This window comes from Bythopirellula superficialaquae (assembly GCF_059632245.1).
The window spans coordinates 3632788-3657446 of record NZ_CP197426.1; the positions used below are offsets into that span (position 1 = coordinate 3632788).

A 24659-nucleotide genomic window follows, 5' to 3' on the forward strand; every position below is an offset into this window, starting at 1 on the left:
AATTCACGCATTCCGCAAAGTTTAGCGTGGCTTGTCAGTTGGCTAGGGATATCGACAATGGAGGTTCATGGAAGCCAACCCCAACTTGCCCGAAAAAAAACGTAGCGCGCTCGATCCCTTTCGACGCGCCGTGATGAGTGGTTTGGGTGTGTTGCTTCCTCCGCTGCTCACGATCGTGATCATTCTGTGGGTTGCCAACACGGTGAACGTCTACCTGTTGGAGCCGATGGTCTCTACCACCCGGCAGGTCCTCGTGCGGCACTTTCGTGGTGACATTCGCCCCGAGAATGCCGTTTCTCCAGAACTGATACGTGACGGCACCGATTCCACGGCGCTGCGTCCTTATCAACGAATGGCCGATGATCAGGTCGTCCCCGCGGAGTTTTACGACTATTTGGAAGAGAATCAGGTTCAACCGATGCCCCAACGGGCGGATGAACTGATTCGCACCTATGTGGAATTCCGCTTCCTCTCGCCGCACGTCGTGGTCCCCACGTTTTTATGCGTCTTCATTCTCGTTCTGTATTTGCTCGGAAAGTTTTTGGCGGCGGGAATTGGCCGATTTTTCTGGTTGCAGATCGAGAAGGTCATCGACCGCCTGCCACTTGTGCGGAACGTTTATTCGTCGGTGAAGCAAGTCACTGATTTCATGTTTAGTGATCAGAATCTTGAATACACCCGTGTCGTTGCAGTTGAGTATCCCCGCCAGGGAATTTGGGCACTCGCCTTCGTGACGGGCGAAAGCTTGGAAGATATTCGCACGGCCGCGGGTGAGCCGGTGGTGTCGCTATTGATTCCTACTTCACCCATGCCGTTTACCGGTTTTACGGTGACGATGAAGAAAAGCGAAGTGCTCGATCTCAACATCACGCTCGATCAGGCGTTTCAATTCCTGGTGAGTTGCGGCGTGGTCGCGCCGCGTCAACTTGTGCTGGAAGCTCAGGCCAAAAAAGAACTCCCGTGACCGCTCCTCATCTACGTATCGCCACTCGCGGGAGTCAGCTGGCCCTTTGGCAAGCCAATTGGGTCGCCGACCGTTTGCGTGAATTGGGTGCGACTGTTGAACTGGTCGAAGTAGTGACCACAGGCGACCGCGATCAACGCGATCCCGTGCTGGAAATGAACCAGCAAGGTGTCTTCACCAAGGAAATTCAAGCTGCGGTTCTCAACGGCGATGCAGATCTGGCGGTCCACAGCCTGAAGGATTTGCCCACGGCGACCGCCGAAGGGTTGTTGCTCGCCGCTGTCCCCGCGCGGGAAGTATGTTTCGACGTGCTGATTACTCGCCAAGCATCTTCGCTGGCCGAACTTCCCAGCGGTGCGAAAGTTGGCACCGGTAGCTTACGCCGGCAGGCCCAGTTGCAGGCTTTGCGCGATGATCTGCAAATCGTCAGCATCCGCGGCAATGTCGATACCCGTCTGCGAAAGCTGGCCAACGGCGATTACGATGCGATCATCCTAGCAGCCGCCGGATTGAAGCGGCTCGAACTCGCAGCCAACATTGTCGAAGAACTCTCGCCGCCGCAAATGCTTCCTGCACCGGGGCAGGGTGCGCTTGGGATCGAATGCCATCGCGATACCCAGGAGGTACTCAAGCTCGTCAGTCAACTCGAACATCCCCCGACTCGTGCCGCGGTCGATGCCGAGCGGTCGATGTTGGCGCTGCTGCATGCTGGCTGCTCCGCCCCCGTGGGAGCGTGGGGCCGAACAGAACAAGGCGAGCTGAAACTCGACGGCCTGGTCGCGAGCCTCGACGGCAAGCAAGTCTTGCGTGCCTCCGCCAGCGGATCACCCTCAACAGCCATGCAAATTGCCCGTCAGGTTGCCGAAGCTTTGTTGGCTCAGGGTGCTCAGGCGATCATCGACCAAGCCCGGAGCGTCTGACTTAAGCGCGTGGGCATGCCCCCTCAGTTTTGCCAGGTTTGCGAGCTTTGCTTGGTTTGCAACGCCTGAGCGCGGCCAAGCTGAATTTTCGCTACGAGTCTTCGAGTATGCGCTGGGGTCTCAACTTTCGCGCCGAAAGTCTTGGGTTTTGTCACTTGGCCATTTCGCAAGTCTTGTTCGTTCAGGCCCTTGCGACGTTCACGCGTGACAAAACGAGTCGACTTTTGGTCGAAACGCACGAATAGCGCGTTACAAAAGTCCCCTCAGCGGTTTCAATTTTCAAAGAGCTCGGGCCTTAGCAGCGAACGTATATTTTAACCAATTGCGGTGGCCAAATCTTGCGACTTTTTGACCGCGCGGAAGTTAATATTTGAACCACATATGTCACAGAGAGCACGGGGAAACGCAACCGCCAAGTAAACTACTGACAAGGATTGAAAGAGGGTTGAGGGGCCACAGTTCGGAAAATTCGACCGTCGGGAAGCAACGACACTTTTTCCACAAATCGTTATCCAGGCGTGTCGGTTATGCCGGATCCGCCGCGGCGAATCGGTGTGCAGAGCACAAGAAGTTTTCAAGGTCATCACCTCTTGTCGGAAGCGACACTGACACGTGTCATAAGATGTCTTCTCGAACTCAGAACGCTCGCAGGAGAAAGTGTCAGTGCTACCCGGCTCGTGTTCCCTCTGTTAGTCACGCAGTTTTCGGCCGGCCAGGTGTTCGAGTTCACCTGCTTTATGATGGTCCTGCATCTGATTTGGGTCGCAACGATGGTTCCTGAAACCAAGGGTGTGCCGCTCGAAGAGTTGTAAAAGCAGCTGGAGATCAAGTGAAGACCACGCAGACGCAAAACCCGCTGCTGGCAAGAGAATCCACAGCAGCTGGAGCATTGGAATGGTGGTCTGTGAACGGCCTTGTTGCCATTTCCCTTGTCGAGTATTTCAGTGAGCAGGCCAGCGGTACGCCGAAGAATTGGCAAATGGCCTGGGTGACACAAAAGGTTGGGAGTTGAAGAATGCGGCGAATCTATGGTTTCGTGGGTGTCTTCGCGCTGGGGGCAGTGTCGTGCTTCGGGGCGATGAACTATCACATCGTCCGTGCTCAGGACGGCTTTCATCTTGTTCAGAAGAATCACGCTCGGCTAGGCGGTGCCTACGTCGACACGCGCAGCTTCGACATTGCCGAATGGGGCGCACACCCGGATCTCGTGCTCGCACTTCGCGCCGACAACGAACAAATGTTGGTCAACGAAGCAGCGCCAGGAGTCCTCCAAGGCGGCATCGCAAGGTTCACAGGATCGCAGGGCCAGACGACGCGCTAGCAAACGCAAGATTTCTAAATTGCAGCACAACTTCGGCACATGCGGTTTAGCAATCGCTGCAGAATCCGGTGCAGTTGCTCTCGAATCGTGGCCTTGGGATGATAAGTCGGCAAGCCTGATCAAACGCTGGCAAGGTCTCACCGAGGGAGTCCGCAACGCGATCCTTGCACTCGTCAATAATACGCGGATCGCAACAGCAGCGGCCATTGCCCGTGGGATCGACAAAGAATCGGGCGAAAATTGCGATTGAACTGCAAGGGTTCTACAGCTCGATTCTGTGAGCAGAAGTGCTGCGCGCTTGACAGCAAAGCGATGGCAATTCCTGCCAGGCGCATTTTCCAACTGCAATGCCTATCGCATTTGCGCCACCGGCCAAAGAAAAGGATGATCCGCCCCAACCTGCGCCTGAGGGTAGGGATGAAAAATCACTGAGATGACACTGCTCGCATCGCTGAAAAGTGCATCCTTCGAATTCCCTTTGATCACCACAGCGGTCAAGCATTGGAGGCCCATCATAGAAGCTAGATTTCTCGTCACATCATCAGATGATCAAATGTGAAAAATTCACGGATTCTGACGCAGAATCTCAGTGAGATTTCAATTGGTTGTATCAAGTCTCGTCAAGCCAATGCGGGTACTGCAAATCAACCTGTCTATTCAATAAGATAGCAGAATCGAAAAATATGCAGGCTGGCGGTTTCAAGTGGACTATGTGCGTGATGTTAAATAATTTCAATCAATATTTGTTCCAACCTCGTACCTACATCCTTCTTCTTTGGGCAATATTTCTAGGCACCATCGCGGCGTCTGCCGAGACGCCAGTATCCAGCGCCGGTCTTGCAGTGCAGCCGCAAACTATCAGTGAGTTTGCCTATGCCGAAGAGATACCGACCTCGTCGTGTGCCGATCCCAAGTATGACGAGCCATTGCGACCCCAATTCCACTTCACGGCTTGCAAGAATTGGCTCAACGATCCCAACGGCATGGTTTTCGACGGGGAGAAGTACCACCTATTTTTCCAACACAATCCGCTGGCCCCCGTCTGGGGAAACATGACCTGGGGCCACGCCACCAGCCCCGACATGATTCATTGGACGCAACACGATCATGCGCTGCGTCCCTACCGGGTCAATGATCGCAGCGGCACGATTTATTCGGGAACGGTTGTCGTCGACCACAATAACAGCCTTGGAGTTCAGCAAGACGATCAAAAAACACTCTGTGCGTTTTTCACGTTTGCGAGTCCGCCCAAGTTTTATCAGGCGCTGGCCTACAGCACAGATGGCGCTGAGACATGGGAATATTGGAACGAGGGTCGCCCCGTCGTCGAGAACCAAGCCTTCCATTTGGAAGAACGCGATCCCAAAGTCTTTTGGCATGAACCATCGCAACAATGGGTCATGGTGTTATGGGTGCAGGAGAAGCCGGGCCGGGTTCGTTTTTTCACGTCAAAGAATCTGACAGATTGGGAATTCGCCTCCGACTTGCTGCGCGACTGGGCCTTTGAGTGTATGGACTTGGTTTTCCTGCCTGTCGATGGCAACAAATCCGACATGAAGGCCGTGATTTACGATGCGAGCTTTGACTACGAAATCGGCACCTTCGACGGCAAAGAATTTCATACCGAAGCCGGACCCTATCGAACGGGAACCGGTGACTTTTACGCCGCCCAAACCTTTAACAATGGTCCGGATGGTCGCGTCGTGCAAATCGGTTGGATGCGCGGTGGTCCCAATTCGGCTGAGGCGTATGGCCTTCCGTTCAACCAACAGATGTCGTTTCCTTGTGAGTTGACTCTCAAAACAACCGATGAAGGAATTCGCCTGTTTGCGCTTCCCATCAAGGAGATCGACTCGCTCGTGAAAGAATCGTTTGTTCGCCATCAAGTCGACCTCGCTGAAGGGGACGACCTGTTACAAGGCATCGAACCGTTCGATCTCGTGGACTTTGAGTGTGAGTTCGAGCCTGGCGATGCTGAGCAAGTGATCTTTGATTTTCCCAACGTCACGTTGACTTATGACGTTGCCGCCAAAACACTTACGCAGACAGGCATCAACGATCGGGGCGAACTTGTGAATGTCGTCGTTTTCGACAATCTTTCGCCTCGCGACGGCGTCATTAAACTTCGTTTCCTAATTGATCGCTTATCGGTGGAATCCTATGCCTTCGATGGCGAACGTTTCGCGGCTCACTACTACGGCCCTCAATTTGGCGACGGCAAACAATCGATCCATGCCAGCGGCGGTTCGGCACACATCAAGCTAGCCAATTTCCGCACCCTCGATTCCAGTTGGAAATCCAAGCAATAATAGTTCGGTCTGGCCAACTGACCACATTCCTCATCTGATCGGTCTTGTCACGAATGAATGCGTCAAAAACATTGCTCGCCAGCGTGGCCATCGCCGCGATGGGTGGTTTTCTCTTCGGCTTTGATACCGTCGTGATTTCCGGCGCCGAACAAAAAATCCAGTCCCTATGGCAATTGAGCGACACCATGCATGGCCTCGCCATGAGTGCCGCGCTGTGGGGAACTGTGCTCGGTTCATTGTTCGGTGGCTGGCCGACGGATCGTTACGGCCGCAAGCCGACGCTACTCGTGATCGGCCTGCTGTACTTGGTCTCAGCCGTGTGGTCAGGGTTGGCAACTGACTTTTATTCGTTCTTCCTCGCCAGATTTCTGGGGGGATTGGGTGTAGGCATGTCGACCGTCGCCGCACCGATGTATATCACGGAAATCGCCCCCGCAGAATTGCGCGGCCGCTTAACCGGCATGTTTCAATTCAACATCGTGTTTGGCATTGTCGTCGCGTTTCTGTCGAATTGGCTGCTACGCGGCACGAGCGACGTCGACTGGCGGTGGATGCTGGGAGTCGAAGCATTCCCCGCAATATTCTACACATTGCTCTGTTTTATTATCCCTGAAAGTCCACGGTGGCTGATCAATGTCCGTGGTGACCGCGATTCCGGTCTTCAGGTTCTTCAAAAGCTCAACCCCACCGTCGACACGCCTCGCCTAGAGGCACTTGCTGATTCTATCGCTCATCGAATGGAAAAAGGCACCGACCGCAAGCAAACGTCGTTTTGGTCAGCTCGTTTACGCAAGCCGATTCTCCTGGCCTTTCTGGTCGCGATGTTCAACCAGCTTTCCGGCATCAATGCGATACTCTACTTTGCCCCGCGAATTTTGGGCATGACGGGTCTGCAGGCGGATGCCGCGTTCATTCAATCGATTGGCATTGGTTTGATTAATTTGGTGTTCACGATGATGGGGCTTTGGCTCATCGATCGACTCGGGCGCCGGACTTTGCTTTATATTGGATCGGTCGGGTACATCGTGTCGCTTGGAACAATCGCGTTTCTGTTTATTCAGAACGACGCAGCCTTTCGTGTTTCCGCCACCACAATCGCGGTTCGCGAAGCGTTCGATCAATTATCCGCGGCCACGGCGAGCAGCGTACCGGATGAGAAAAGACAATCGCTTCAACAGAAAGCCACTGGTGCACTCGAAGCGTTGAACGCTACTCTCACACAAGCCGAGTTCCCAGGAGATAAAACGGCGATTCCCACCGACAGCACTAGCGAACAAGTTCAAACGCGGACGGAGGAATTGATGGCCCAAGCCGCCGATCAAGCGGGTTCAAGTGGTCGGCTCGTCCTGTTCGGGATTTTTCTCTTCATCGCGGCTCATGCCGTGGGGCAGGGGACCGTCATTTGGGTGCTGATTTCCGAAGTCTTCCCCAACGAATTCCGCGCCGCGGGCCAAACCCTCGGCAGCGCCACGCACTGGATCTTCGCCGCCGCGTTAACGCTCGTTTTTCCCCTGTTGGTGAACCAGTTTTCCCCCGGCTACGTGTTCGGGTTCTTCTGCTTCATGATGGTGTTGCAACTCATTTGGGTCGCAACGATGGTCCCCGAGACCAAGGGCGTGCCTCTCGAAGAGCTGCAAAAGCAGTTGGGAACCGAGTGAACACCACGCGAAAAATCAGTAGCCGAGGCGGGGGTCGAACCCGCACGGGAGTTACCTCCCACTGGATTTTAAGTCTGAATTTTTCGCGTTGGGGATGTGTTGGAATGCATTGTAGAAACGCTGAAGTTGTTTCTCTTGCTCGAGTTGGAACAAAAACTCATTGCGATTAGATTGTAGAACCATTGCCTTACTATTGGCAATACTGCCCCCTGATTGCCCCCAACACCCTTGCGTGTCAACCACGATTTGGACTGTCAGAGTCGACGGCATCTTTGCCCGACGATCAAAACTTAGATAGCTCAGGACACGCCCTCATTTGTCACTTAGACTCGTCAAAAAGTTGCTTATTCATTCGTAGAGATTCTGACGTCCATTTGATAGCGCTTCTGCTTAGGTCTACTTGCAAACCTTTCTGTGCCACCGTCTAAATCGCTAGTGCTTATCAAATCGACTGCTCTAAGTCAGAGGTTAAATGAGTTTCAGGGAAGTCAACCTTAGCGGGCCAAAGAAATGCGGAAGAGTCTACCGCGTTTCACCGACCTGAAATAGCTTGAGACCGATTCTTCAGATTAACGTGTTACTTCGAGGGTAATGGCGAGGTTTTGATTCTAGACGATTCCGCAGAGAGAATATTAGAATTGGCCACACTCCAATTCAGGATAAGTTACGTTTTTATCCACATGCGGTATTTGCGCCCAAGGAATTTATATGAATAGTTGCAGGCAAGTTAACTATCTTCAATCGTTGATGATGGGGGCTATGATTCTGTTAGTTGAATCCACTAGCCTTGCCGTTAACCAGGAAAAATCAGATGATCCGCCCAAGCCTATTACAGTGCCGCTGACACTCTCTCCTATGATCCTGGACATGGAACACTTGAAGGCGAGTCGGATGGGGTTCTTGCCTACAACATTCGCGCTGGTTGACCACACTCCGGCGGGCATAGTTAAAGAACCTGACTATGTTGGAAAAGCGAAGTATGGTGCGTTCCGAATAGGTAATGGCCCGCGAAATATTACGTATTTTGCCATAGATGAAGCGCCAGGTAGCGACGGAAAGCTCTACGTCGATAAGAATCAGAACGGTGACCTCACTGACGATGGTCCAGGTGATTGGGATACAGTAAGGATCATTGGTGGGAACAACAATTATATTACCGAGGTTCAAGTACGTGCCTCTTGGGGAACACCTACACACGAAACCGATAGCGGCGTCTACGGGCTATATGTGTACAAGAACCATGGAGTCAATGGCGGAGGCTATGCGAAGATGGGTGGGCGGGAAGGAAATATCAGGGTCGGCGACAAATCGTATTTTGTGGTGCTTGCAGAGAACACGAACGATGGCATTTTTACTGTTCCCGCGAAGGGTGATCTCACCCGTCGGCATGTAGAAATCTACATCGATCTGGATGGAGACGGCACCTTTCAGGACGTGACCACAACGATTAATGATAAGAAAGTGACAACAAGTGAGCGGTTCAATGTCGTCGAACCCTTCCAAATTGACGGTCAGTGGTACCTTGCGCGACCCACAATTAGTGGTGACAAGTTGACCCTAACACCCACAGACTCGCCAAAAAAAGACGACAACGTGGCGAAAGTACTGCCCGAATAAAATCAGTCTAGGTAAGAAGGCCTTAGAAAAAGGATGAGCGTTAATTACGGGAGCAAATTCGAATGTAACGTTGCCTTCGACACGGCAGACATAAACTTTAGAAGACTATTTTAAGCACATTAAGTCATTAACTGCCATGTTCCCACTCGGTGAAAAGCGGTGTAGAAAAGTATCGCTCCATGCGATCGGGAAAAACGGTAACTACTGATGCACGCCGACCCATTTTACGGGCCACTTGCAGCGCTGCCGCAAGGTTTAGCCCTGAGCTAGGGCCCACAGGAAAACCGCGACGTATCAATTCTCGTGTGGTCTCAATTGCACAGTTTTCATCGATGCTTAATTCCTGGAGACCCGGCATTTGCGATTCACGATAAATGGTCGATAGGCAGTCCAATACGCCGGGTATTTTGGAGCTGAAACTTGAGCATTCGACTTCGTAAGATTCACTGTTGCATATCGGGATCGCTGCGATGGGACTAACATCACATCCAGAGTCTCGGAAACCCTCATAGAGTCCAACTAAGGTCCCGCCCGTTCCCACGCCACTCACGACCGCATCAATCCGACGCGAAGGGATCTGTGAGAGTATTTCAGGCGCGGTTTGGTGACGATGAGCAGTTGGGTTGTCAGGGTTTTGAAACTGCCTTGTTGCGAATGCGCCTCGTTCTTCCGCAAGTTTTTCAGCAGCCTGAATGGAGCCTGCCACACCTAGCTCTGCTGGAGTAAGAACGACATCGGCGCCGAATGCTTTGATAATCGAGATCCTTTCTTGGCTTACTCCTGTGGGCATCACGGCTACGAAGCGTAGTCTAAATTGAGCAGACATTAGCGCCAGAGATATACTGGTGGAGCCACTTGAGGCCTCAACTACTTCATCTCCGGGGCAAAGTATTCCGGCTCTTACCGCCTTACCGAGGATAAATCGCGCGATTCGATCTTTTGTTGAACCACTGGGATTGTGGTATTCGAGTTTGCACCAGACTAGAGGACCGTTGTCATGAAGACGGATGGGCACTAACGGAATGTTGATTTGTTCCGTCGCATAATAATAGGACAGTGTGTCATTTCCAAACATTCTTAGGTCGCGCATAAAATATCAACTGGCAATAAAAATATAGTCGGCTGTATATACCTATTAAATCAAGTAGTCCTCTCCGTGGATTTCGGGATTATTTCCAACCCGTCGAAGGATATCAGCTACTTCTTTTCGACGGCCACGACTAACAGGCACGACGTGTCCGTTGGTGAGGAAGAGGTCGGCCGCCCCCGATTTGCCATACTCCATTCGTCGCACAGCCAAAATGTTTACTACAAAGGATCGATGCACACGAATAAACAGGTTGGGGTCTAGGTCACGACAAAAGTTTTCAAGAGAAGTCCTTACCAGATACATTTCTCCATTGACGCGTACATTGACGTAGTTGCCTGAACTTTCAACGAAGTCCAACTCATGATCTGAATAAATGACATCCTGACGCACAGCGTTTAATATTTTTTTAGATTCCTTCTCCGATTTATTACTTGCTTTGAACCCAATCAGCTCTCCAACAGGTGGCGACGAGGTCGCAAGTGGTTCTTCGCTAAGCCTTCGATGTAGACGATCCAAGACGCTCGCAAAACGAGTCGGATTAATCGGTTTTTTGATGTAGTCGAAAGCCTCATACTCAAAAGCACGAACTGCAAACTCTCCGTGAGCCGTAACAAAGACGATTAGCGGCCTTCTGCCTTGAACAGTATCAACCACCTCGAAGCCGTCCATGCCCGGCATCTGGATATCAAGGAACATGACATCAATAAGATTCAGACGGGCTTTGAGACTTGCGGCAGTTCCACTGTCACATACTTCAATCACTTTAAAGCGAGTGTCTCGCTCCAAAAGCACGCAAACAAATTTTCGACTGTGCGGCTCGTCATCAGCAACCAGCACCTTGTGTTCATGTCCATCAGTTCTCATCTACTGTGCCCATTTCAAAACGAAGTGGTACTTCAGCGATCACCGTTAATCCACGAGGCTGATTTGCTACATATCGCAACTCAGCCTGTGAACCGTATTGTAGCTCGAGCCGTTGCCGTGTTAGACCCAAGCCATATTTCTCGTTGATTGACTGAGAGGGATCACTGACTATGCCATTGTCAGAAACTTCAATCCGGCATGTTCCATTTTCTCGCCTGATGGAAACATTCACGATTGCAGCCTCTAGTCGCTCTTTGAATCCATGCTTGAAACAATTCTCAACAAGGGGCTGCAAGAGAAATGCCGGCACAAGTGCTGATTTCAAACCCTGCTCTACTTCGAGGGAATAATTAAGAGCGGATCCAAATCTGGTTTGTTGGATCGATAAGTATGCTTGCAGGATTTCCAACTCCCTTTCTACTGTGATTTCCCCTTCCGGAAGCGCCTCAATTGATGCTCGAAGCAGTTCTCCAAGTTGACTGATGCAAGTTCTTGCTGCATCCCCGTCTGTCAGAGTAAGTGAACTTATGGTGTTGAGCGTGTTAAAGAGAAAGTGTGGAGTCAGGCGATTGCAAAGAGAGTCATACTGCAATTGCAGCATCGATGTTCGAAAACGCTGTGCCTGCAGTGTACGATATTGGGTCAGCCGAAAATAAAGAACGGAGTAACCGACGGCGATTAACATGAAATAGGCAGCGACAATTGACGAAGTTTCGCCAAACCAATACTGAAAGCCATAAGAGTTATGAAAGTGGACTCCCTTATAGCTCTTGTTTCTGTAGTCTGCTGTTGCCGAGAGAAGATCGAACTGCAGCTTATCTTGCTGAGCATTTAATCCGACTTTCGCCACTTTGCTATCAAATGCCAGTTTAGTTTCCACCAAGTTTTTTAGCTGGTCTGACTGGATGTGGGCGAAATGATGGAGAAAAATGCCAGACATCAAAACCGCTACGAGCACCACTCCCAAATGCAAGACGGCCAGCATCCGAAGTGACGATCTTGAATCAACGATAATGGCAGCAATAAGAGGAACTAGCAGCAGCCAACTACTCGTCTGCAAAGGAACCGCGGCCCACCAATAGATGGTTGGGAGCGGAGTCTCTAACCGATCGCCGCTGTACACTAAAGTGCGAAGAAAGCCACCTACTGCAAGAAAACCCTGAAATAGAAGAATTGCTGATAATACCCATAAATAGATGTTAGCAGGTCGCTCTTGTGAGCGACTTTGCAGCACTTCTCTTCCCTGCCCCTTCAATTGTCTCATGGCAATCATAGGCGATTCATTTTTATAAAAGAGAGAAAGAACTTGCCAAGTGCATGCCGTCGGTCCGGCTAACGGTTATATCCGATTCCGCATTTGTATCAGGAAGTCAGATCGGAGAACAATCGAGGCGAAGTTTGCCATACACGTCGTTCTCCATATTCGCTTAATAAGAAACTCAACACGCTAAATTGCAAAAGATTCGGGTCTGCATCTTAACTATACACTCCCGGCAATGCCGTTGCTCCCAAGGAGGTGCGTTTGGTCCCCGGAGCCGAGATATAACTTCCTTAATAGAAGATTGCCATGTTATGCTGAGTCACTCTCTCGCTAGGGCATCGGAATGGAATAACCCCCCCAAAAAGCCAATCGCGGGAGTATCTCACTTCGCAAATTGTTCCAGCGAGCCCATAGCTGCGACGGGATGTGACGCTTCGTTAGAATTTAAATTGGTTAGGCGCAAAAGTTTCATTTGCGAAGTTAAGTCTGGTCTTTCTTGTTGTAATAGAACTTGTGAAGCAACTATAAGCCTCCAGAGATTATTGAATGCTAACGAACGAATTGCTTAAGGCATCCCGGCGAGCAAATAGACTCAGGAACTCGGGATTTACACTGGTGGAATTGTTGGTCGTTATTGCCATCATCGGGATTCTAGTTGCCTTGCTCTTGCCAGCGATTCAATCTGCGCGAGAGGCGGCTAGGCGAACTGATTGCATCAATAGAATGCGTCAATTTGATCTCGCAGTCATGAATTTTGCTACTGCCCATGGCGATACATTGCCCGACGCTCTCAACAACTACCCGCCCGCTTCTGGTAGTACTACGCCTGTTGGATGGCCGCTGCATATCGCGATCATGGCCTATACTGAAAATGAAACGATGCGAACTCTCTACAAGGGAAGCAGTGCTCCACTTAGCAACTTTCAGTTTGAGCTGTTCAATTGTCCAAGCGATCAGTCACTAGAGCTCGTCGTGTCAAACCCCTTAGGGTTTACTTCGGGCACTACGTCATATCTGTCAAACGGCGTTCTCTTTTACGATAACCCCAAGCTATCCAAGGTGACGGACGGAACCTCGAACACGGTCGCATTTGTAGAAAGTTATACGCGCACATTACTCCTTGGTTCGAAAGCCAGTGTCTCATTATATCCTAGCAAAGGAGCCTCTGCTGCCACGTTTGCGCATCCGGACAATACTCCGGACTTCCTAACGCTGATTGGACGCTATAATCGCCCAGCCGTTTCCTCTGCTGGGGTTTGGCAGCCCAGCTATAATTCCGAAGCAAAGAATGCCCTGGATGACGCGACTGACCCACCTATTCAAGCGAATCCAATTCCGGAAAAGGCCGACGGAGCACTCCTGCAGAGCATTCATCCTGGTGTAATGAATAGTGTGATGCTTGACGGCGGAGTTCGATCGCTCTCGGATTCCGTCGATCCAGTCGTCTTCTGGTCTTCGGTAACACCGGCTGGCGGAGAAACGGTAGACGTGTCTCCTTAATTGAATACCTAGCATACGTTAAAAGAATAGCTCCTACTGATCACGTTTTTCACTCACGAGAGGATTTCCGATGCGTTCTGTTTCCTTCCTCTGCACTGCGATATGCTTGTGCAATTTGGTGCTTTGCTCAGGTTGCAGTGCTGAAGTTCCGAGTTCCACTCTGGAGCCGACTCCCGACACAGCGGTGACTGACGATAGTTCTACTAAAGGCTCTAGTGGGGAGCTGTCGCCTGCGCCGAAGAAAAGATTTGCTCCTCTGGGTAGTTCTAAGAAGGCTGCTTTTGCGCCTCTAGGAAGCCCCAAGACAGCGAATTCCGACGGCACGGGCTCTCCAAGCAAGCCTAAGTTTGCGCTGAAGAACCAAGTGCCTATGGCCTCGACTGCTGGAGGTAATGCTGAAGACCGCGCAGCTGAAGTTAAAAGGTTGATCGACGCTTACGAAGCGATTGCTATACGCAACTACGATTCTTATGTACTGGCTAAAACTGAAGAGGAAAAAGAACAGCTGGCCCAGGAGGCGCCTTCTGCACGAGCTTTAAGACCAATCGCCAGACTCCTGGCACATATCGTCGCTGTTGATCCCAAAGATGAGCCCGCGCTCGACTCACTTGTATTCCTTGGCAAGTATCTTGGCGTTCCAGAGATCGACGCAGTTCTAGCGAAGGATTCGGAGGACGACTCATCATACCAAATTGACGTATTTGCTCTTCTCTTGAAACACCATGCCAATAATCCCAAGATGATCGAAGTTCTGAGGAGGTTGCCATACGGCGAGAAGACAGATGCTTTCCTTCAATCACTTTTCGACAAAACCTGCAATCCTCAAGTTCGCTGGGTTGCGGGTGCTCAACTGATTGCCAGCATTAAGCGTAATGGCGGACTTGACGATGACCTGGAACCGATCGTTATCGCCATGGCAGAAGACCGATACTTGGAAGGCGTAGTGGTAGGTACCACAAATGCACGACAGTGGGCTGAAAACAAACTGATAGAAATTCGCACACTGGGTATCGGCCAAGTATTACCAGAGGTTTATGGCGAAAAGCTCGATGGGGGTATTGGTCATATCTCCGATTATCGAGGAAAAGTGGTGGTGCTCGACGTATGGACAACTTGGTGTGGCCCGTGTTTTGCGATGATACCTCACGAAGTCGAGATGGTAGAACGTTTAAAGGAAAAGCCGTTTGCTCTCCTTAGTGTGAGTTGCGATCAAGAGAAGGAAACGCTCGAAACTTATCTGGAAGGAATCTCCATGCCCTGGGATCACTGGTGGGTCGCGCCAGACAGTGATTTTAAGAAGACACTCAATATTGCATCTTTTCCCACGATCTATGTCCTGGACGCAAAAGGCGTGATACGGCACAAAAACATCAAGGACGAAGAACTAGAGAGCGCCGTTAATAACTTACTCAAAGAGATTGCGGACACTTCAACGGACACCGGAGGATGAATATTCAAGGAGTCCACTCTGTTGCTGAGTGAGTAGCTGATTTTTGCGTAAAAAAAGTTCAGTCACCTATCGTCGTCCAAGGCTGCAGGTCGTTTGCAAACATAGATTCGATTTTGATATTTCATACGACCTTCACATCATCTCAAGCTACCTAAATCATTTCGTCATAAACTAACTTGGGACCAAATACACAATACGGGGTTCAATGGCGTCTAAGTGTGGTCGTATCGTTTATTTGCAGGCAATTCGTTTACATTTTTGTTGAAGATGACTAAGCGGCTGGCTAGTATTTAGTTCTAGTGATTTGGCAATGTGCCCTATCAGTTTCTCATGACTAATTTTTGACCATTGATAAATCAATTGATTAGGGAGGAGTTCTAGTGAAAGGGACAAATACTCAAGTGAAGTTCTTCGCTGCCTTCGCAATGACCATGTTATTAGGTTTGAACGCGTCGGCGGTAACTATCACTCAATGGAGTTTCAACCAAGATGGTGCGAGCCCTAAATCTCCCACAACTGGAACGGGGTCTGTGGCCGTTCAGGGTGGGATGACTTTCTTGACATCATTAAATACGGATAACTCTGGCTCACCGGGCGACACAACGCCACCAAATGGATTAGGCTTCAACCATTCTCAAGGTATGAACGGCACTGCCACGCCTGGCAGCCTGAGTGCTGGCCCTGCCGCAAGTGGAAGCGTTGGTTTGAAAGCATTTGCTAGTACGGTCGGCTTCAGCGACATTAAGGTTTCCTGGCATCAGGCCCAAGGTTTTCGAGGCAGTCGCTATTACCAGATTTTCGCAACCAGTGACGGTACGAATTTTCTACCGGTGTCTGGGGGTACTGGTAGCGCAGCGGCCAACCTTGGAGGTACTCTCGGCAACAATTGGTATTCCTCGCTAACCGTTGGCAATAATGGTCTTGTCGATATTCGTGTCAATGACGGCAAGATACTCAATGCTACGGGCGACAGCATGGGTTATGAATTGTCCTATACGTTCCCATCTGGTTCCATATATGAAAACAACCCCAACTTCGGTGTATTGCTTGCCTCGGTTTGGGATCCTAATGGAAGTGATTACGTCTCTTCATTTGCTGGCACGACCAACTTGGGGGATGCGACAAAAGGTTACGTCCGTAATGGTACTGCCGTTGGTGGCGGACTGCGGTACGATTTGATTACGATATCGAGTGTGCCCGAACCTACGAGTATTTTGTTGACAGCTATCGGCTTGGCACTCGCCGGACTAAAACGCCGTGCTTGTTAGCCACTGAGATTACTTAACGACCCCACGCTGCCTAGTTGCGGTTGCGTGGGGTCGATCTCGTAATGGAGTGTGGAGTTCATGATGACAAGGAAACTCATGCGTATGCGATTTATTCAGAGCATAGGGTTACTGATCCTGTCGGTAACTATCTCTCTTTTAGGAAGTAATCGTGCGTTGGCCGTTGTGACCTTCGATTGGGTTACCGTAGGTAACCCGGGTAACCCGGCAGATACCCTCGCCATGAACAAAGGACCTGGCGCTGACTTTACTTCAGGTTACGGGGCAGTTGGGTATTCATTCCGGATATCGAAAACGCATGTAACAAATAGTCAGTATGTCGAGTTTCTGAATGCAGCGGACCCCGACGGAATGGAAGGACATCCAATCCTGGGAAACAACAACGGCATTTACAACCGCAACATGACAGCAAGCACAATTGGGGGAACAGGCACAGCCTATACCGGGGGCGTCGATTACAATCTGAGTGCCTCGTCTGGTAATCATTACAGCGCAAAAATCGGCCAGGAAAACTATCCCGCAACGTGGATCAATTGGGATAGCTCCGCACGCTTTGTGAACTGGCTGCACAACGGTCAAGGTTCCGGCGATACTGAAAATGGCGTATACGACATGTCAATTACTAGGTCCACAATCGGTGGACCACTTCCACGTCAGTCGGGGGCAAGTTATTTCATTCCGAGCGAAGATGAATTTTATAAAGCCGCCTACTACGACCCCACCAAAGGAGGTGCGGGTGGCTACTGGCAGTACGGCGTTCAAAGCGATTCTCCGCCTATTGGTGAAGCACCTCCTGGTGGGACCACTAGCGCTAATAATGCCATTGCTGCCGGGCCCTCGGGTACAAGTGGTGACATCTATTGGCAAACAGGTTCTACATTTGATAGCAGTGTGAACTATCTCAGAGAAGTTGGCTCGTATGCTTCGGCTACAAGTTATTACGGCTTACAAGATGTCGATGGCCAGGTATTCCAATGGACGGAAGGTGTAAAGCAAAGCACTCTCGGAGCCAACTTTCCGGTCTATCGCGGAGGGGCTTGGTATTACTCTTACGAGTTTGGAGGAGCGGCAATGCGAGCCCTCTACTCTTTTCGTGACGTGGCGTCCTATGCTTGGTTTGGCCTTCGTATCGCACAACCCATCACCTCAGTCGAGGGAGACTTCGATCTCGATGGGGATGTCGATGGCCGTGATTTTCTTGTTTGGCAACGCAACACGAGCGTAGGCGATCTCGCCGATTGGCAGAACAACTACGGCACGGGTTCGTTGGTGGCCGCGAGTGTCAGTGTGCCGGAGCCTTCAAGCTGGGTACTGCTATCGCTCACTGCAGTGGCAGTGAAGCTCGCGAGGCGGCGGCGAATAATTCTCTGAGGCTCAATATAATTGCCTGGTGATAGAGGCTAACAACGGACCATTGTTTAGACCATCGGCGGGCCTTCGCAGTGCGAGATTTGTAAATGTGGCCATGCGTTGAGTGCATATGTCGAACCGTCATTTCGCACTTGGCTAATGACCAATGACGCGCCCTCCTTGGCGTTCTGGGTCGGGACACCTGGGAGCAATTGTCGACCACGGACACATCATTTTGACAGCGTGCTTCGACCTCGGAAGCTGCTCTTGGCAACTCGGTGATCACCCGCGTGACCGTCACCTCATCAATGATTCTGATCACGCCGGCTACCCGTCGACAGCACTCGATGCACAACCACTTGGCGTAGCAAGTCGGAAGTACTCCACTCACGACAACCACGCCGCCCTGGGCGTCCAGCCGTACACAGTTTCCATCCGGCACCTCTCGCTGAAATAAGAAGTTAGCAAGCCGATGCTCCAAATCACTATCCGTGCTTGCCGAGCAGAGCGTCGAGACCGGGGTGCGCGGGGTTATAGCGATCATGGCAACCTCCTTCCTGGAGTTGCGGCCAAGGCCCATCTCGCGCCCAAAGCCGCAGATCGTCCTTGATCTTGATAGGGTCCACCGTGGTCAGAGGCAAGGCGACCACGGCCCGAGTACTCAGCCAAGAGAAGTCGCGAACCGGCTCTCTGGGCCGAGCGCTCTACCGTACTGGCGGTGACCCGCCTGGGCCAACTCTAGAATTAGCCGTCGGCGTGTGACCGGCTCTATCCTCCTTTATCGTCTTCCCACCAGGTCCCCGACCAATGATATTCGCGAATACCGAAACCAACTAGTGACGGCATGTCGCCAGCACTGCGACTGCATCGACGATCGCCGCCGTCAGCCAACTCTGATGGCGAATGCCTTAGCGCACTTTTTGGGCTGGGATGCCGGGCGCGCGGCGCTGACGTGGGATTATTGGCCGGCGCCGCTTGGCATCGGCGAGGCGGCCGCTGGACTTGGCTCAGCGTCGTCGAACTCCTCCCTGAGGTTCGAGGGGCACACTTCCTGCCGGTCGCATTGGTGGCAGACGACGCGGTTGAGGTCTGATCCGCCAAGCTTGAGAGCGTGTTCGCGGCAGAGTTCGAAGAGGTGTTGCAGGTGAATGCAGGTCATGGCCAATCTCCTTTGTTTCTCGCGGCTAGCGAATTCGCGCAGGGCCAACGCGTTTTTTGTGTCCTTGAAGTGTGGCGTGAGAAATGCTCGTCGACTATAAAGACAAAGATAGTCATTGTGACGCCGCGGTTGGGCGCGGCGGCATGGGCGGCGAGCCGCCAGCTTAGCATTCTTGCGTTTTGGAGGGGGGGCACAATGAACCATCACCATTTGCGGACGGCCTGGCTGAGTGGAACGGACGTGACGTGCGAGCCGGAAGGAGGCCCCCGGGATTACGCATATCGATTGGTACTACTGGGGCCGCCCGGTGTGGGCAAGGGGACGCAGGCGAAGTTGTTGAGCGACAGGCTGCGGACGTGCCATCTTTCGACGGGCGACGTGTTTCGAGCGGCCAATTGCGACGGGAATTCGAGTTCAGCCGTGTTGGTGGCGCTGGCAGCGATGAGCCGGGGCGAGTTGGTTTCGGACGAGCTAGTGATCGAAACGCTGCGCGAACGGAGCGGCTGCTTACGCTGCGAAGGGGGGTTTTTGCTTGATGGTTTCCCGCGAACGCTGCTGCAGGCGCAGTGGCTGCAGCTGCAGCTAGAGAAGCTGGGGGTGGCGCTCGACGGAGTGGTGTCGTACGAGCTGGCGCTGGAGGAGATTGTGGAGCGGATTGGCGGGCGGCGGACATGTACGGACTGCAAGGCCGTGTATCACGTGACAGCTCGGCCACCCGCCCAAGTGGGGATTTGTAATCGGTGCGGCGGGGCTCTGCGGCAGCGTGAGGACGACCGACCGGAGGTGGTGCGGATTCGCATGGACGCTTATCGCAAGGCGACGGCGCCGTTGGGCGAGTTCTACGCGCAGCGTCAGGAGTTGATTTCGATTCCTGCCGGCGGCGAGCCCGGGGAAATCTTGGAGCAGACGCTTGCGGCCCTGCACGCGCGTTTGGACCAACGCGAGCGAGTCGCCAAGAACTGTCTTTCTGGAAAAGCGTGATATCTCAAGGCGGCGCTTAACGGCTCGACACACAACGATTGAGCGATGTCTCAAGGGGCGGTTTGCTCGGAACGCAGAAAAGAAACTTTAGCCGAACCTGTCCAAGTTATCGAAATCTCCTCACCTAACGGCCACTGCTCCGTGGCGAATGAGAGTGTGCCTTGTTCTACCATCGGCGGACTGGTTACACTCATCTCATTCAAACGGCGACGCGTCTCGCGAGGAGAAATCAAATGAAGATCACGATCAACATCGATTGTACGCCCGCTGAAGCCCGACAGTACATGGGTCTGCCGGACGTGGCGCCGATGCAGGAGGCCATGCTCAAGGAGTTGCAGGAACGGACGATGGCCAATGTCGGCTCACTACAACCCGTCGAGATGATCAAAGCGTGGCTCCCCATGGGAATGGAAAGTTGGCTGGAAATGCAAAAGGCGATGTGGGCACAGATGACGTCTATTGGCGCACACACCGACGGCAAGTCTTAGAAACTCACCTAACGCAATTCGGCAGGAAGCCAAGCCGTTGAAGTTGCATCGCCCCCCAGTCGGTAGGAGTTGTGCTTTGCCGCAGCGGTGGAATCTACCGACCGCAGTTGGCGGCAGCGAAAAGCGTCATCATGCTGAGGACACCTAGCGGCCTACCCAAGGCTGAACTTCTGACCCATGTCGAACCGACATTTCGCTCGGCCAGTCAAGCGTAATGACACGCCCTCATGACGCACATCGGGACCGGCAGATCGGGGCTTCGATGACCAGGGATTGGCGTCGTCAAAGTGATTCTCGAACTGCAGAGGTCTCCGCCACCGACAGCGGGAAGGCCAGGTCTCTTCGAGCGGGCGGCTGGTCCATCTTCCGCGTGGAAGCATATGGGCAAAGTCAATTCGGTGTGCTCACCGAAGTTAGTTGAGAATAGACAGATGTCTACTTTGGGCCGCGTAACACCTACCGCTGGTAAGGTGACGGCAGTAGCCCAAGGTGGGTCACTCATGGATTAGATAACGTCAAGCTTCAGCGGTCAGCGGGAGAAGACGTGATTTCAAAACAACTCGACCACCGCCGCTCCGTTGCAACCGATGGTTATCCATCGTTTTTCTTCAGTGAGGAGCAGGGAATATTTCGATACCGAATAAAGGAGCGGTCTCGACAATCCGTTTCTTCTCGTCGTCGTCCAATGGCGGTATTGGAGCGTGCAAATCAGTAGCAGTGCGACCAGTCGTTTTGAAAAGTCGTTCCATACCACCGGGAGCAACAAGCACTAGCATCTTGGTAACGGTTTCAGAGTTGTTTCGGAACCAGTGCTTCGAGTGTTTTGGCATGTGGACATAAGACCCTGGTGTCGCATTGATTTCCGAACCATCCGCGTAAACGGTAAGTTGCCCCGAAACGACGTAGAATCCTTCCTCCTCGTCACGATGAAGGTGCGGCGGCGGTCCACCACCGGGAGGAACGATCGCCTCCCATATAGCGTAGGTGCCATCTGTCTCATCTGTGGTCGCAAAGAACCGGTATAGATCACCACCAGCGTAGATGCATTCGCCGTCGTCTGGGCCTCGGACAACCACAGATCGTTCTTTGTTCATAACGTTCACCAGTCTGGCAAAAGGGATTTAAATCAGATAACAAGATTTGGGTTGGTTTTAACTTCGAATAACGCAATAGTACTTTTTTCTTTTAGCTGCAAAGCTATGCTGCGATTTAGCCGAAGACGCGAGGGGGCTGAGCAACTAGGAACGAATATTGCACATTCTAATCTCGTGAACTTAAAGAGGCCGAAAACCCGGAGCCGGGTGGCTTGCGGCCGCGAAAAGTGTGAAGGATCGCACGCAAAGGAGACAGAAAGACATAAAAGACACAGCGGAGCCAATTCAGAAATCGCCGCCAAAATTTCGCAGAATAGATTTCGGGCAACGCGGTCTTTTCGGCAGTTACCCTATGAAGGCAGAAAACTTATTCTGGGGGAGGTGAACCATGCGATGGCTAACTTTAGATTCGGATGGATCGTCGCCTTCGATAATTCTGAAAAGCAAGAGGAACACATTGAATCGACTGATCACCCTCATTGTTTTGGCGTGCCTAAGCTTCCTGTTCATCATCGCGGCATGCGCAGCCCAGCAATCCGATCGACTGATAATCACGATGTGGCAGCACCACATGGTCTCAGGCGAACGAGAAGCAATCGACGCCGAAATTGGACGATTCCGCCAACTGCACCCAGAAATCGACGTGCGAGCGCTTTCGAAAAGTGGCTATGAGTCAGCAGCCCTGGATGGCATAGGTCCCGATCTTGTTTACGGCCCCTCCGATGCGGTGGAGCTTTTTCAAAGCAAGCGGATCATCCAGGACATGACACCATGGATCAGCAAAACACAACAGCAACAATTTGGCGAGGGCTCCTTGATCAAATTGCCAGGCCTAGATGACTCTTCCAAAGAGGAACTGCTTCTGGTGGGTGGTCGCGTCGGCAACCACCTTGCCCTTGTCTTTAACCAGAATTATGTCTCCGAGCCTCCCCAAACGACTGAGGACCTGATCCAGATCGCCAAGCAGCAGACGATTGATGAGGATCAGGACGGGCGTCCAGAACGCTATGGCCTAGTGTGGAACTGCTCGGAGCCGTTCTTCGCGGTCCCTTTCCTAACAGGTTGCGGCGCCTGGGTATTTGACGAAAACTCGCCCGGCGTTCCTAATTTGGATACTCCCGAAGCCATCGCAGCTTACGCGCTGATTCATCGTATCGTAAATAAAGAACTGGTGACACCGCCAAATTGCGATTACGCGATTGCCGACGCTCTGTTCAAAGATGGCAAAGCCGCCATGATCATCAACGGCGATTGGAGCTGGAGTGACTATCTGGGCAATCCCAAGCTAAACGCAGCCGTCGCCGTGTTGCCAGCGGTCAGTGGTACCGGCATACCAATGCGACCGATGGTGGCGCCCATTGGTTACTCGCTGAATGCCAATGCCAAGGGTGAGCGCGCAGATGCTGCGATGTTGTTTGTCCAGTACATGACTTCAGAGGAAGTGCAACGCCGTTTAGTAAAGCGATTGCGGATCGTCTCTTCGCTTCATGTACTGTACGAAGAAGCACTCTCCAGCAGCGACAAGATATTTACCGTCTCAGTCAAGCAAGTTGAGCGGGGTCGACCGATGCCGGTCGAATACGAACTGAGAGCAATCTTCGACTCCATGCGTCCCGCTCTTCGAGCGCTGCTTCAGGGAGAGCTCACCCCCGAAGAAGCTGGAAAGAGGATGCAAATCATGGCCGAGCGGAGAATTTCTGAGATGAAACTGCAATAACGTAACAGAGACTCGCTGAAACCTGACGCGCGGGCATTCGGCGGTGTTAGGGGACACGGCGAACTGACTGAGGTGTCTTGGCTGTGGGTAGAACTCCGCAGATAGCCACGAACCCCTCCTGTGGGTGGTTGGTCCATCGAATGGCACTTACTTCTTCCTAAGTTGTTTCAGTACATCGCGTTTGGCCTCCTTGCGTGGCTTCATCATGAAGTCGTACTTTTTGAAACGACGTTTCCGCAGCCGAGGTTCGATGCGTCCCGGACGATTGCCAACCTGGTGAACCGCAATGGCATCCATGATTTGTTCATACAGCATCAGCCGATCGGCACGACTGCGACAGCTCGGTGCAGCGAGGATCGGGTGAAAGGCTTCCAGGATTTGTACCGTTGCTTTAAAGCTGACCTCCCTGGGCAGCATGCCTGCGCGGCAACAAGACTGTGCCATGATCGTACGGATCAGGTTGTAGGCAAGCACGTGCGTCCAGATCTCTTTGCGAACAAGCTCCGGAGTTTTGCAGCGCAAGACGTCCATTTGCAGGGTGACTTTCAATGATGAGAAATCGGTTTCGTTGTTCCACCGCATTCCATAGAGCTCGGCCAACTCGGCAACCGATGCATCACGTGGGTCCAAGATGGTCGTGACGAGGATCACCTCATGGGAGCGAAAGCCGGGTTGGTTCACCCAGAATCGGCACTGACGGATGGTGAGGAAGTCGGGAATCACTCGCCGCTGTTCCCGGTCCAGGTCTCGAATCCACGACTTTTTCCAACGGACCAAGCGATCATTCTTTCCTAAGGGTGTACCACTTCGAAAGTTTGCCTTTCTGGTAGACTTGTTGAGTCGTGTGACCATATCCACACCACGCTGCTGTAAGCAGCACAGATTCTGGTAATTGCACATCAGCGCATCGGTGAGGACGATATCTCCAGGACGAAAGAGATCCCAAAGCTGGCGGAAGAGAGTAGTCTCACCTTGGCCTTTTCCCGAGTACCCTGCGACTGCCAAATCAAGGATCGCTCCGCACGAAAGTGAGAAGATCCCTGCCACGCGGGCCAACGGAAAGCCAACGCCTGGAGTTTGTTTACTCGACTGCGGGTAAGCTCCCTGGTTGCTCGGCGTGTCCGGCATGGAGATGGTGGTGCCGTCAAACATGTAGACGTTGCGGTTCTTCCAAAGCCATTCCGACTGAGATGCTTGATGAAGTGCTTGACCAACACCACGAGCGATGTGTGCAAAGAACTGTTCCGGCAGACGTTTTCTCGCCTGGCAGTAGGCCCCCGTGTGGGAAGAACAGGCTCGCTGGCCTCGTGAGACTCGATGAGCGACGAACCGGGCAACAGCGGCTCGACAGGAATGATCCGCGCTCAGGACTTGTCCGAGGAAGATCCAAAGAGTTACCAACGGCGTGTAGATGCGTTCGTTCCAAGCCACACCTGCAGCCGTCAGTGCTTGCGAGATCCCATCGGCTGGCAACACCTCAGTAAATGGAAAGTCCCCCTCTTGAAGAAACTGTCGCTGCAAAAAACGAACTTGCTGGCGAAACCGCGCTCGGTTAGAACAACGCATCGTAAGGCCTCCTTGCAGAAGATGGGTTTGTGAATAAAACCATCCAAGCAAGCGAGGCCTTTTT

22 protein-coding genes are annotated in these 24659 nt (G+C 52.2%); 16 read left to right on the forward strand and 6 right to left on the reverse strand.

The genetic code is table 11. From position 1 onward, the window contains the following. The first annotated feature begins 67 nt into the window (after nucleotides 1-67). The 9 genes from SH678x_RS14925 to SH678x_RS14965 all read left to right on the forward strand — a co-directional run bounded on the left by SH678x_RS14925 (nucleotide 68) and on the right by SH678x_RS14965 (nucleotide 8789). A complete protein-coding gene (locus tag SH678x_RS14925; RefSeq protein ID WP_496919253.1) occupies nucleotides 68-964 on the forward strand; it encodes a DUF502 domain-containing protein in 897 nt (298 codons plus the stop codon). Then, complete coding sequence (gene hemC / locus SH678x_RS14930) at nucleotides 961-1884, forward strand: hydroxymethylbilane synthase (protein WP_496919254.1); 924 nt, start codon at nucleotides 961-963, stop codon at nucleotides 1882-1884. The genes SH678x_RS14925 and hemC overlap by 4 nt, the downstream gene beginning before the upstream one ends. A 677-nt stretch (nucleotides 1885-2561) precedes the next feature. Further along, complete coding sequence (locus SH678x_RS14935; protein ID WP_496919255.1) at nucleotides 2562-2696, forward strand: MFS transporter; 135 nt, start codon at nucleotides 2562-2564, stop codon at nucleotides 2694-2696. 17 nt (nucleotides 2697-2713) lie between these two features. Continuing rightward, the gene (locus SH678x_RS14940; protein WP_496919256.1) at nucleotides 2714-2896 is read left to right on the forward strand and encodes a hypothetical protein; all 183 of its coding nucleotides are present in this window, start codon (nucleotides 2714-2716) and stop codon (nucleotides 2894-2896) included. Nucleotides 2897-2899: 3 nt separating this feature from the next. Beyond that, complete coding sequence (locus tag SH678x_RS14945) at nucleotides 2900-3205, forward strand: hypothetical protein (protein ID WP_496919257.1); 306 nt, start codon at nucleotides 2900-2902, stop codon at nucleotides 3203-3205. Between the two features lie 19 nt (nucleotides 3206-3224). Further along, the gene (locus SH678x_RS14950; RefSeq protein ID WP_496919258.1) at nucleotides 3225-3455 is read left to right on the forward strand and encodes a hypothetical protein; all 231 of its coding nucleotides are present in this window, start codon (nucleotides 3225-3227) and stop codon (nucleotides 3453-3455) included. 592 nt (nucleotides 3456-4047) lie between these two features. Continuing rightward, nucleotides 4048-5514 (forward strand): glycoside hydrolase family 32 protein, encoded by a 1467-nt coding sequence (locus SH678x_RS14955; RefSeq protein ID WP_496919259.1) that lies wholly within the window; start codon nucleotides 4048-4050, stop codon nucleotides 5512-5514. Nucleotides 5515-5567: 53 nt separating this feature from the next. Further along, nucleotides 5568-7172, forward strand: coding sequence for a sugar porter family MFS transporter (locus SH678x_RS14960; protein ID WP_496919260.1), 1605 nt, complete (start codon nucleotides 5568-5570; stop codon nucleotides 7170-7172). A 759-nt stretch (nucleotides 7173-7931) separates the two neighbouring features. Beyond that, nucleotides 7932-8789, forward strand: a complete 858-nt coding sequence (locus SH678x_RS14965; RefSeq protein WP_496919261.1) for a hypothetical protein — start codon at nucleotides 7932-7934, stop codon at nucleotides 8787-8789. A gap of 127 nt (nucleotides 8790-8916) precedes the next feature. Here the strand turns inward: SH678x_RS14965 and SH678x_RS14970 are convergent, their stop codons facing one another. The 3 genes from SH678x_RS14970 to SH678x_RS14980 are packed head-to-tail and all read right to left on the reverse strand — an operon-like array spanning nucleotide 8917 to nucleotide 12016. Continuing rightward, on the reverse strand, nucleotides 8917-9864 hold the full coding sequence (locus tag SH678x_RS14970) for a PLP-dependent cysteine synthase family protein (protein WP_496919262.1): 948 nt from the start codon (nucleotides 9862-9864) through the stop codon (nucleotides 8917-8919). Nucleotides 9865-9924: 60 nt separating this feature from the next. Next, nucleotides 9925-10743: a LytR/AlgR family response regulator transcription factor gene (locus SH678x_RS14975; RefSeq protein ID WP_496919263.1), complete on the reverse strand. Its 819-nt coding sequence runs from the start codon at nucleotides 10741-10743 to the stop codon at nucleotides 9925-9927. Next, a complete protein-coding gene (locus SH678x_RS14980) occupies nucleotides 10733-12016 on the reverse strand; it encodes a sensor histidine kinase (RefSeq protein WP_496919264.1) in 1284 nt (427 codons plus the stop codon). The genes SH678x_RS14975 and SH678x_RS14980 overlap by 11 nt, the downstream gene beginning before the upstream one ends. Nucleotides 12017-12619: 603 nt before the next feature. Between SH678x_RS14980 and SH678x_RS14985 the strand changes: the two genes are divergently transcribed. The 4 genes from SH678x_RS14985 (at nucleotide 12620) to SH678x_RS15000 (ending at nucleotide 17611) form a co-directional block, all read left to right on the forward strand. Continuing rightward, complete coding sequence (locus SH678x_RS14985; RefSeq protein ID WP_496919265.1) at nucleotides 12620-13504, forward strand: DUF1559 family PulG-like putative transporter; 885 nt, start codon at nucleotides 12620-12622, stop codon at nucleotides 13502-13504. A 184-nt stretch (nucleotides 13505-13688) separates the two neighbouring features. Then, entirely contained in the window at nucleotides 13689-14954 is a 1266-nt protein-coding gene (locus SH678x_RS14990; RefSeq protein WP_496919266.1) for a TlpA family protein disulfide reductase, read from the forward strand. Between the two features lie 380 nt (nucleotides 14955-15334). Beyond that, the gene (locus tag SH678x_RS14995) at nucleotides 15335-16222 is read left to right on the forward strand and encodes a PEP-CTERM sorting domain-containing protein (protein ID WP_496919267.1); all 888 of its coding nucleotides are present in this window, start codon (nucleotides 15335-15337) and stop codon (nucleotides 16220-16222) included. Between the two features lie 96 nt (nucleotides 16223-16318). After that, nucleotides 16319-17611: an SUMF1/EgtB/PvdO family nonheme iron enzyme gene (locus SH678x_RS15000; protein ID WP_496919268.1), complete on the forward strand. Its 1293-nt coding sequence runs from the start codon at nucleotides 16319-16321 to the stop codon at nucleotides 17609-17611. On the opposite strand, the gene SH678x_RS15005 is transcribed toward SH678x_RS15000, so the two are convergent. Next, nucleotides 17562-18170: a BON domain-containing protein gene (locus tag SH678x_RS15005; RefSeq protein ID WP_496919269.1), complete on the reverse strand. Its 609-nt coding sequence runs from the start codon at nucleotides 18168-18170 to the stop codon at nucleotides 17562-17564. The genes SH678x_RS15000 and SH678x_RS15005 overlap by 50 nt on opposite strands. A 774-nt stretch (nucleotides 18171-18944) precedes the next feature. Between SH678x_RS15005 and SH678x_RS15010 the strand changes: the two genes are divergently transcribed. Then, complete coding sequence (locus SH678x_RS15010; RefSeq protein WP_496919270.1) at nucleotides 18945-19730, forward strand: adenylate kinase family protein; 786 nt, start codon at nucleotides 18945-18947, stop codon at nucleotides 19728-19730. A 233-nt stretch (nucleotides 19731-19963) separates the two neighbouring features. Further along, on the forward strand, nucleotides 19964-20218 hold the full coding sequence (locus SH678x_RS15015) for a DUF6489 family protein (RefSeq protein ID WP_496919271.1): 255 nt from the start codon (nucleotides 19964-19966) through the stop codon (nucleotides 20216-20218). Nucleotides 20219-20826: 608 nt separating this feature from the next. Here the strand turns inward: SH678x_RS15015 and SH678x_RS15020 are convergent. Then, a complete protein-coding gene (locus tag SH678x_RS15020) occupies nucleotides 20827-21312 on the reverse strand; it encodes a cupin domain-containing protein (protein ID WP_496919272.1) in 486 nt (161 codons plus the stop codon). Nucleotides 21313-21769: 457 nt separating this feature from the next. Here SH678x_RS15020 and SH678x_RS15025 point away from each other — a divergent pair, with 457 nt between their 5' ends. Further along, complete coding sequence (locus SH678x_RS15025; protein ID WP_496919273.1) at nucleotides 21770-23029, forward strand: extracellular solute-binding protein; 1260 nt, start codon at nucleotides 21770-21772, stop codon at nucleotides 23027-23029. 147 nt (nucleotides 23030-23176) lie between these two features. On the opposite strand, the gene SH678x_RS15030 is transcribed toward SH678x_RS15025, so the two are convergent. After that, nucleotides 23177-24595, reverse strand: coding sequence for an IS4 family transposase (locus SH678x_RS15030; protein WP_496919274.1), 1419 nt, complete (start codon nucleotides 24593-24595; stop codon nucleotides 23177-23179). Nucleotides 24596-24659 lie beyond the last annotated feature (64 nt).